Source organism: Kocuria varians (assembly GCF_006539885.1).
Classification (GTDB): Bacteria; Actinomycetota; Actinomycetes; order Actinomycetales; family Micrococcaceae; genus Kocuria; species Kocuria varians.
On sequence record NZ_BJNW01000032.1, the window covers coordinates 1 to 9605 of the forward strand.

Genomic DNA, 9605 nt, shown 5'->3' on the forward strand with positions numbered 1-9605 from the left:
CCATGCGATCGAGAGGTTGAACCGGAACTCGATTAAACGTTGAAGCGGAATTCCACCGCATCACGTATATTGCTTACCTCTTGGACTTCGGATTTCATGCTCCCGGCTGCCAACACGCGCCCGACCTTGCTAGACTTAGTGGTGTAGCCAAACGTCGACTACTACCCCGACCGGAGCAGTGCTCCTCCGGCGGAAAAGATGAAGACCCCGGGACGAGCACACCGGGGTAAGAGGGACTGGCGGGCGACCCACCACCTTCGGATAACAGGGCAGGGTCGCGTGTCGGACCCAAGGGATGGGCTCCTCCGACTGCCACTGGTGACCCACACTCGCGGGACCGGCGTGACTCTCGGCGCGAGGAAAGAGGCCAGAGTCACGGGTTCCGAGCGAGATGGACGCGCTCGGGTAGACCGGCCGATTGCGAACCACACTCGTCGGGCCTGGCGCTCCAGCGACGAGGACAGAGGCCAGAGCGCAGCCGCCCTCATCGGTAGGTGAGGGACTCAAGAGGCGGCCACGAGTACACGGGTAATGACTCCTAGGGAGTCCCTGTGTCCTCGACACCTCACGTCCAACCCATCTATCTCACCCTCCAGCAGGCGGCTGCCGAGGGTTATGCCGCGTACTCCACACTTCGGAAGTACATCACTGACGGCCGACTGCCCGCCGTCAAGGTCGGTTCCCGCGTCAAGGTGCTGCGCGCCGACCTCGAAGCTCTCGCGGTGGCCGTCAGGCCCGCGACCTTCGAGGAGATTGAGGCTGCCGCAGAACGGCTTGCCGCATCCGCTCCCCCACTGAACGACGCTCAGGTTCGTCGTCTCAGCACGATCTTCGGCGGTGCGGCATGAGCGCCGCGGCCTCCAGCTGGGTGCGCCACGACATCACCGACGGCGTGCGGCGCGGCATCGTCTTCGAGGTGCTCGTGCGACGTCGCACACGAGCCGCGGTCAGCGGGCGCGCGACCGTGCCCAACGATGCCTCGACCGGCGGGGCGGCGGGGTCTCAGCCTCCCGTCACCGAGTGTGACAGTTCCGAACTGTCACACCTTCTCGACCTCTCCGAGACGACTATTTCCCCTGGCCAGGAGGGAAATGCCCCGGCACGGTCATTAGCCCCTATGGGGAGCCCCGAGTTACGACTGTATGACCGTGGCGCCGCGAGCGGTCCGCTGTCACCTGCGCCGGAGTCTGTCGGGGCAGGCGTGCCGGTGTCAACGACGGCGTTCGGCGATCTCCCGTCGGTGAAGGCCATGGGGACCGGCCGCGCCGGGATCGTCGTGGGCTTCGACACCGAGTTCACGACCGTGGACGGAGCGCGGATCATCGACTCGTACCAGCTCGTCACGCCGGACCCGGTCGATCCGTCGATGATGGTCGAGGTTGTCATCCTTCCCCCGCTGGGCTCCGGCGCTCGCCTCTCGCTGCACACGGCGCTGTGGACCGTGGTGGTCGCTGCCGAGCTGTGGCATTCCGCGCTGGTGCCCGACGAGGTCGGTCCCCGTGGCGTGCCGCGCGGGGCGTTCTGGTCTGATGACTGGCAGGAGCGTCGGGACGCGCTGGCGAAGCTGCGCGTGCCCATCGTGCTCGCCTGCCACTACGGCTCGGCGGACCTTACGACTTTCCGCACGGGCGGTCAGAGCCGCGAGCTGGACAGCCTCGTCCGACTAACCTCGGCTGCCGGTGGCCTGGTAACACTCCTGCCGTTCCGCTCGCAGCGCGGCAACGAGAACGGGCACTGGTGGCAGAGCCTGTCGGTGTCCGTCCGCGACACCATGTCGCAGGCACCCGCCGGGAAGAAGAGTCTTGCCGTCCTCGGCGAGGCGTGCGGTGTCACGAAGCTGGACGTGCCGGAGGGCTGGATCTCCCGCATGACGGACTACCGACGTGAGCACCTGGATGAGTTCCTGGAGTACGGCATCAACGACGCGGTGATCGTCGTCGAATACCTCGCTCGGCTGTGGGGTGACGGAGTCGTTCCCCCGATCACACTCAGCGGTGGTGCTGCTGCCGCGCTCGTGGACTCTGGAAGCTCCTACTTGGGGGCGTCGAGCCCCTCGGAGTTCCGCCGGAAGTTCGCTGGGCTGGTGGACGAGGACGAGGGCGTCGAGGCTGTCGAGGAGGGTGACCGGCTGAGCTTCTACGCGAAGCGGGGTCGCAACCCGCTCGATGGCGCTGCCGCGCAGCTCTCCTCCGCGTTCGCCCGTGCGTATCACGGTGGGTTGAACTCGTGTCCGATGCCGGGCTACTACCCGACCCCGACTGTGGACATCGACGCGCAGAACGCCTACCCGACCGCGATGGCTCTTGTGCGTGATCTCGACTGGGAGGCCGGTGCCATCGAGGAGGTCGTGCATGAGCGATCGCTCACCGTTGACGACGTGTCCTCGGCGGCGACCCCGTTCGTCGGCTTCGTGTCGTTCGAGTTCCCCGCAGACGTGGCGCATCCGTGCTTGCCGATCGTCGCTGATGGCACCCTCGTCTATCCGCGCACGTCCGAGGGTGTTGCTGGCACCTGGGTCTGCGGCCCGGAGCTGTGGCTCGCTCTCCGCCTCGGCGCTGAGGTCCACTGCCAGATCGGCTATCTCGGTCGCGAGCTGGGGCAGGACGGTGGGCCGAGCCTGTCCCTGCGCCATGGGGTGAAGCAGCTCATCGACGACCGGAACGCTGCCAAGAAGATTTTCGGCAAGGGGTCTCTGGAAGAGCAGACGCTGAAGACCGGCGTGAACTCGGTGTACGGCAAGACCGCGCAGGACGTCGCTGAGCAGCGCTCATGGGACGCTCGCGCACAGGAGATGGACAGCGTCGGCGGCTCGGCGGTCTCCAGCCCCTACCACGCCGCAACCACCACGTCTTTCGTTCGTGCGCAGCTGCTCGCGACCATGAACCAGATCGTCGAACACGGCGGGCACGTCTTCTCGGTGACCACGGACGGGTTCATCACGGACTTCACCGTTGATGAGGTCGCTGGCCTCGACCTCTACGGGCTTGACGAGGTGCTCAGCGACTCTCGCACTGCTCTGACCGGCGACCCGAGTATCTGGGAGGCGAAGCACGCGCAGGACGGCCTGGTGAACTTCACTACGCGCGGCAACGTGTCGCTCTCTCCAGGCGGGGTGTGCGCTCACAACGGCCTCAAGGCTCCGAAGGGTACCGTCCCGGACAGTGCCGAGGACCGGGAACTGCTGCTGACCGCTGTCGTGACCCGCGAGGGCCGGGTGCCGAACGGGTACACGCGATTCCCCTCGTTCCAGGAGCTGTCACGCACCGAGGATCGTAAGGACTTCCTGCCGTCCCGGGTCGAGCGCTCGGTGAGCATGGACTACGACCTCAAGCGTCAGCCCGTCATGCCCTCCATGACACCCGAGATGGTGCCTCTGCCGGACGGCTCCGTTGAGGAGATGGCGACCTTCACCACGCAGCCGTGGGAGCGGGTCGAGGACTGCCTGCGCGCTCGCCAGATCGCCCGCGACATGGCTGAGACCGGATGCCTGCGCACCGTCGCTGAGTGGCGCGACTGGAACCTGAAGTACACGCACGGTAAGGGCCGCCGCATCGTCACTCCGCAGCGCGCAGTGCTCATGTCCATCGTCATGGCGCACCGTCAAGGCGTCGCCACGATCCCGACTCTCGCTGACCGCTCGATGACCATTGCCGACCGCCTCGACTGGCTCGGCGAGTGGGGGCTCGGCACTGTCTCCCTAGGCGATTGGGACAACGCCCGCCGGCCCGAGCGGGCGTCCCAGATGCTCCCCATCGACACCCTCGACCCGTACCTCGACCGGATGACATCCATGGCGCCCGGCGACCACCCTACGGACGCCGACCGACTCCCGTACTGACCAGCCCAACGACCCGAAAGGAATGACCATGAACAACGACTACCAGATGCTCGACGACCTGATGCAGGACATGCACGACCGGAACACGGTGCGCATCGCGATGACGGACTGGCTCATCGGCGGGCACGCGCCCGGTGATGCATGGCAGGCCCGCGACCCTCGACGCACCACGATCGAGGGTTCCCTGCGCTCCGAGGCACTCGTGCTTGGTGCGGTGCTCGACCTGCTCCGTGAGGACGTGAAGGAAGCACGCGACGAAGGCCTGCGCGAAGACACGATCATCGCCGCCCTCGACCTTCCGGCCGAGATCGCGTCGCTGGAGCTCGAAGAGGGCCATTCCCTGAACGAAAAGGAGAACTGAACATGAGCAACAAAATCACGACCAACCTCGAAGAGCTGATCGAGCAGGAGCGCCGCCGTGCGTCCGAACGCATCGCCAAGCTCAAGCGTGCGGCCGCTGCCGAGCAGCGCCGCATCGAAGCGAAGGTCATCGACCTGCTGCGCGACCAGGACCATGACCTCTACGACCGCCTCGCCGGGGAAGCTCGTGATGCTCTCGCGGCGGAGAAGGCGAAGCGGTCTATCCGGTCGAGGAAGGCGGCATCGCGTTCGAGCGATGTGGTCGACAGGTCTGCCGCGCAGACCGGCGATCCTGAGCCGAAGGGGGAGGCACCGTGGAACGGCTGACGACTCCGCTCCGGGACCTGCGCCAGCGTCCCGGGACCCCTCCGCCCGCAGGGACCGCAGCGACCGAGGACGGAGGCCAGCGGTTCTTGGAGGACATGAGCGTCAGCGAAATGTCCGACAAAAACCCTGCTGGCCGTCTTCCGTACGCCCCGGAGAGCGAGCCCGACTCCCCAAGCAGCGCTGGTCGGGCTCGTGCGGAGGGGTGTGCGGAAGACCCGGCCCTGGCAGCGGAGCAGCACCACGACCCCCAGGTGAACACCGGTCGTGGTGCTGCGCAGAGGGCAGGGTCGGCCGAGGCTCCGGTGGAGCCTCGGAACAGCCGTCGTCGGGAGGTCTCTCTCGACGTCCGGCTGACGGTGGCTGATCGCGATGCGATCCGCCGCCGTGCCCACGTGCTCAGCGTCAAGCCGAGCGCATGGGCTCGTGCCGTCATGCTCGACGCGCTGGACTCGAGGTCCTCGAAGGTCGATCAGCTGGAGAACAACGCGGGATTGAAGGAGGCGGCGTTCACGTCTCTTGCTCCGGCAGTAGAGCAGCTGCGTCGAGTTGGTGTGAACCTGAACCAGGCGCTCCGCAAGGGTGCTGCCGTCGATGACAGTCTCCTTCACGCGGTGATGGTTGCGGTGGACGAGATGCGTGCCTCGCTCGGCGATTGGACACGGGTATGAGTACCGTGAACATCCGCCCCTCGACCAACGCTGCAGGAGCTGTTGGGTACATCCTCTACGGGCGTGACCCTGAGGTGCGAAAGGAGCTCCTCAAGGTCGGATCGACACGTGCAGCCGCGTATGCGATGTCCATGGTCGATGGCGGGACGACCCCGTCGGAGTTCATAGCGTGTGCCGAGGCGCACGCCGCTGCTCACGGTCGGACGAACCAACTTCAGAGCTACGTTCTGGCGTTCCACCCTGACGAGTTCGACGTGACCTCGCAGGCCGATCTTGAACGCATCCGGGACGTAGCCGTCGAACTCGCGGAACGCATGCACAGCGCTGACTACATGGTCGCGGCGCACTCTGATTCCGCCGGAGGTCACGGGCATGCACACATCCTGGTCATCAACCACGACAACCTCACCGGTAAGAGCCTCCAGCGGTACACATCGTGGAAGCACGGACTGCGCCAGCTGAACGACGAGCTGATGGCAGACGAGGGCCTGCGGGTGCTCCCCGATCCCGCGGAACCGAAGCCCGACTGGGAGCTGCGGCGCGAGGACTTCGCGCCGGGCGGATTCGAGCAGGCCCTCGGGGACAAGGTCTATGACGCACTGACCGACTCGCGCTCAACGAATCGCGAGGCGTTCGAGCACGTCCTCGCCGAGCGCGGGGTCACGCTCGCGGTGACGAGCCGCGACGGTTGGAGTTACAAGATGCGCCGGGATGACAACGGGAAGCTCGGACGGAAGAAGGCCTCGGCGCTGACACCCGAATTCACCGCCGAAGGTGCTCAAGAGATCTTCGACTATCACGCACAGAAGGGACAGGCTCATGGGAGCGCTGGACAGGATCAAGCAGGCCGACGAGCAGCAGAAGACTACGGAGCTCCTGGAGAACTTGATCTCACAGCACGACGCCGACATGCAGCAGATCGCGCAGCTGACGAAGACCGTCGCCGACCTGACCGAGTACGTGAAGGTGATGGACGAGGACCAGATGACGCGGCTGGATCGCCTATCGACCTCGCGGCAGCACGAACTTCCCTCCACGCTGCCGCTCGACGCCGAGACGAAGAAGCGGCTGAACGAGATCGAGAAGACGCTGAGCGCCGTCGCGCAGCAGCTGAGCAGCAGCGAGGTCGTGAAGCTGCCCGACGGGTCCTCGGTCACCAGGGCGGACCTGGCCGCGTACTCGATGACGACGAAGATCAGCGAGGAGCTGAAGTCGACGACTTCGGCCTCGGCTGACCTCGCCGAGGCCGTCCGTAAGCGCGGCAACGTCCGTATCGACACGGACAAGCTCACCGAGCACGCTGTGAAGGTGCTTGATCAATGTCTGGCGAAGGCTGTCGAGGCTCCAGTCCAGAGGATCGAGCAGACCGTCGCGGGGCTCGAAGAACGGGTGGGCAGGCTCGGCACCGAGAAGCTCGCCGAGGTGACCGACCGCGCCCACGAAGTGGTCAGCGCTGCCGGGCGGGCGGAGCGCCGGGTCGAGCAGCTCTCGGCGAAGGTCAACTGGGCGATGGTCGGGCGAATGTGCCTCGCCCTCATCCCGTTCACCGTCGCCTTCATCATGCTCACGGGGATGGTCGGTGGCACCACGCAGACGCTCGGCCTCGGACCGTTGCTTGGATGGGCCTGGGACTCGTTCGCCGCCGCGAGCGTCTGGTGGACGAAGGGGCTCATTGCCCTCGCTGCCCTCGGAGGATGCGCTCTGTTCGGTTGGTTGATCTGGTGGCTAGGCAAGAAGCTGTACGAGAGCTATCGCGGCTGGTAGACGACGAAAAGAGATGCCCCGTAGCCGAAGCTACGGAGCACTCTGAACTCAGTCGACTTCGGGGTCATCACCGAACAACTCGGCATCGGTGTCGAAGTACCCGAGAAGGTCCCGCTGCTGGCGGATCAGCTCGACGGTTGCCTTGTGCAGGGCGAGCAGGTCATGGAGGTGGGCCTCCTCATCGCTCATTTCGGGGTCGCCGATCCACCACCGAAACGACTCGGCGTGGCTGTAGGCGTTGGTCTCAGCGCTCATGATCGCTCCCTCACAGGTCCCGAAAGACGTACACGGAGATCGCGTCGGCTCGGACCACCGTGTAGTCGTATTCGAGGTCGCGGGTCCAGGCAACCCAGTTGAAGTAGCGCACAAGCTCTTCCGGCGCGTCCTGCGGGATGAGGCCGATCTCCTCGGCGAGAGTCTCGGCGTAGTCCCGGAAACTGCCCCATGTTCCGCAGAAGCGCTCTTCGAAGTCGGAAACAGACGGCAGGTCTCCAGTGCCTTCTGCGACGTAGCTGCCGGAGGCCGTCCAAGCGCACAGAGCATCGCGCTGGTGCTCGGGGACCGCGAGGAGGACGCGAGCCCACTCTGCGGCCTCCGACGGACTCATCTCGCCCGAGGTGGGGATGTTCTCGTGGTCCATGACCCACAGCTCTTCGCATCCACTGTGCACGCGATGAGCGCCGCCGTGGACGTCAGCAAGGGTGACTTCGTCGGCGGTCTCGGCATCGAACCACTCGCCGACGAGGCGAGCGTTGTTGTCGCAGGCGAGGCAGCCGATCCAAGCTCGGGGCGTGGTGTCGGTGTTCGTTCGGGTGGTCATGGCAGGTCTCCTCCGTGGTCGAGGAGAGCGGCGGGCGCGACAGGCAGTCGTGCTCGGTGAATCGACGCGCTTACGCCACGTCGCCGCTCTCAAGAGGTCTCCCGGCCACGCTCCGCGTGGCTACCCAACCAGGTGGTCTACCTCCAGTCGACGACGACGGACTCGGTCCTGAACCCCTTGCGCCCGCGCGGCTGCGGGAGAAGGGTAACCGTGGCAAGGGTGTCGATGGTCTGACGACGGAGGTCAAGTGAAGCGTCCTGGAACGCCTCGGCAGGATCATCGACGCCCAGGATCGGCGACAGCGCGCCCGCGCGCCCTTGCATGAGCCTTTCGGCTTCCAGCTCCTGAATACGCACTTCTGCAGCGTCCCGTACGCGCTTGAGGTCGCGGGCCTCGATGATCTCGGCGTCGTAGTCGGCCTCGGCGCGCAGAATGCGCGCCCGCTGGTCGCTGATCGCCGAGTCGATGCCTGCCGCATGCGGCCCACCGACCGCGACCTCGACCATCACCGTCGCGTCCTTGCGTGCAAGACGCTTGGCGACGACCGTCATGACGAAATCGTCGATGGCGGCGCCCGAGCGGACGATGTGCCCTGCGCACTTGTACCCGCGCGGTGCCCCGGTCACCTTCCTCCCGCACACCTCGCCGGTCTCCTCGTCGACGTATCCGCACCGGTAGAGCCCGCTGCCGAGGTGCTTGCGCTTGGTCGAGCCGGATGTGTTCGTCACCCGCTCCGTGTCATCGAGGACCTGCTGCGCCTTCCACCACGTCTCATCGCTAACGATCGGTTCCCACTGCCCCCGGATCGGCTCTCCAGCGTCATCACGGAGGATCTGCGCCTTCCACATCCGGCGCCGCTTCCCATCCGCCTGAGCAAACTTCGGAGTGTACGTGCTCAGCGCCGCGTAACGCGGGTTCCGCAGGATGCCCAGCACGGTCGAGGGAGACCACGGACCGTCCTCGACGATCGGCCTAGGTTCGAGGCCCTGCTGCGCGCGGGCGGTGGCGCGCTCGACGCTCACAGTGTGCGTGTGCTTGGGCAGTGGTGTGATCCCATCGATCTGCTCGGTGCCACTGAGAGCCCGGGCGAGCGATCGCAGCGACTCGGGGTGCTCGATCCTGGTGAACAGGTCGTAGATCGCCCTCACGGCCTCAGCCTCGTGGGGGATCACTTCACCGTCGACGGCGTAGCCGAGTGGGCGCATGCCCTTCGGAGCACGCCCCTGCATGGCGCGCTGACGCTGGGCTGCGGACTGACGGGCACTCTTGCGCTCCATCTCAGCACGCGCCACTGCGGCCTTAATGCGTGCATACATGCGCCCGCCGTCGGTGGAGAGGTCCGCGTCTCCGTTGGCCGTGACGAGGGCAAGGCCTCGCAACTCAGCAGCATCGATCCAGTCCTCCAACTGCCTAGGCTGCCGGGTGAGTCTGTCCAGGTCGTAGCAGATGATCGCGTCGAACCGTCCGAGCAGGTAGTCGGCAACCATGCGGTCGTAGTCCGGACGGATCGCGGTTCGGTCGGTGGCACTCTTCGACTGGTCCACGTAAGTCTCAACGACATCCCAGCGCCGGAACCGGGCGAGGTTCTCGCAGTCCTCGCGCTGACGGTCGATGGCGAGCCCGTCCATCTCGCGGTCCTGACTGATACGAAGGTAGATCGCTGCTTTGCGGTGTGAAGTGGAGCGCTCGTTCATGTTCCCAGTCTAGCCTCTGACGTAAGCGCCGTCCATGACTGACGATGTCACCATCAGTGTGCATAGTGATAGAGTTGAGTCATCTAAGCAAACGAACAAGGCACCCCAGGAGACGACCATGCCGCAGCTAACCC

The 9605-nt window shown here is 65.8% G+C and carries 10 protein-coding genes and 1 pseudogene; 7 read left to right on the forward strand and 4 right to left on the reverse strand.

Annotated elements, in window-relative coordinates:
- Positions 1 to 551 precede the first annotated feature (551 nt).
- The 6 genes and pseudogenes from KVA01_RS12335 to KVA01_RS13265 form a co-directional block, all read left to right on the forward strand.
- On the forward strand, positions 552 to 848 hold the full coding sequence (locus KVA01_RS12335) for a helix-turn-helix domain-containing protein (protein WP_059280964.1): 297 nt from the start codon (positions 552 to 554) through the stop codon (positions 846 to 848).
- A complete protein-coding gene (locus KVA01_RS12710) occupies positions 845 to 3838 on the forward strand; it encodes a hypothetical protein (RefSeq protein ID WP_141270537.1) in 2994 nt (997 codons plus the stop codon). Before KVA01_RS12335 ends, KVA01_RS12710 begins: the two co-directional genes overlap by 4 nt.
- 28 nt (positions 3839 to 3866) lie before the next feature.
- On the forward strand, positions 3867 to 4199 hold the full coding sequence (locus KVA01_RS12345; RefSeq protein WP_141270539.1) for a hypothetical protein: 333 nt from the start codon (positions 3867 to 3869) through the stop codon (positions 4197 to 4199).
- Positions 4200 to 4201: 2 nt separating this feature from the next.
- Entirely contained in the window at positions 4202 to 4525 is a 324-nt protein-coding gene (locus KVA01_RS12350) for a hypothetical protein (RefSeq protein ID WP_141270541.1), read from the forward strand.
- Between the two features lie 95 nt (positions 4526 to 4620).
- Positions 4621 to 5193, forward strand: coding sequence for a plasmid mobilization protein (locus tag KVA01_RS12775; protein WP_218023616.1), 573 nt, complete (start codon positions 4621 to 4623; stop codon positions 5191 to 5193).
- 131 nt (positions 5194 to 5324) lie between these two features.
- Positions 5325 to 5672: pseudogene (locus tag KVA01_RS13265) on the forward strand (relaxase/mobilization nuclease domain-containing protein); the annotation flags it as partial.
- Between the two features lie 135 nt (positions 5673 to 5807).
- Here KVA01_RS13265 and KVA01_RS13070 read toward each other — a convergent pair.
- On the reverse strand, positions 5808 to 6014 hold the full coding sequence (locus KVA01_RS13070; protein ID WP_233438880.1) for a hypothetical protein: 207 nt from the start codon (positions 6012 to 6014) through the stop codon (positions 5808 to 5810).
- Here KVA01_RS13070 and KVA01_RS12365 point away from each other — a divergent pair.
- On the forward strand, positions 6013 to 6957 hold the full coding sequence (locus KVA01_RS12365; RefSeq protein ID WP_141270543.1) for a hypothetical protein: 945 nt from the start codon (positions 6013 to 6015) through the stop codon (positions 6955 to 6957). The two genes, KVA01_RS13070 and KVA01_RS12365, sit on opposite strands and share 2 nt — an antisense overlap.
- 48 nt (positions 6958 to 7005) lie before the next feature.
- Here KVA01_RS12365 and KVA01_RS12370 read toward each other — a convergent pair whose 3' ends face one another.
- The 3 genes from KVA01_RS12370 to KVA01_RS12380 all read right to left on the reverse strand — a co-directional run bounded on the left by KVA01_RS12370 (position 7006) and on the right by KVA01_RS12380 (position 9471).
- On the reverse strand, positions 7006 to 7212 hold the full coding sequence (locus tag KVA01_RS12370) for a hypothetical protein (protein WP_059280959.1): 207 nt from the start codon (positions 7210 to 7212) through the stop codon (positions 7006 to 7008).
- Positions 7213 to 7222: 10 nt separating this feature from the next.
- Complete coding sequence (locus tag KVA01_RS12375; protein ID WP_141270545.1) at positions 7223 to 7777, reverse strand: antirestriction protein ArdA; 555 nt, start codon at positions 7775 to 7777, stop codon at positions 7223 to 7225.
- 137 nt (positions 7778 to 7914) lie between these two features.
- On the reverse strand, positions 7915 to 9471 hold the full coding sequence (locus tag KVA01_RS12380) for a recombinase family protein (protein ID WP_141270547.1): 1557 nt from the start codon (positions 9469 to 9471) through the stop codon (positions 7915 to 7917).
- Positions 9472 to 9605: the final 134 nt, after the last annotated feature.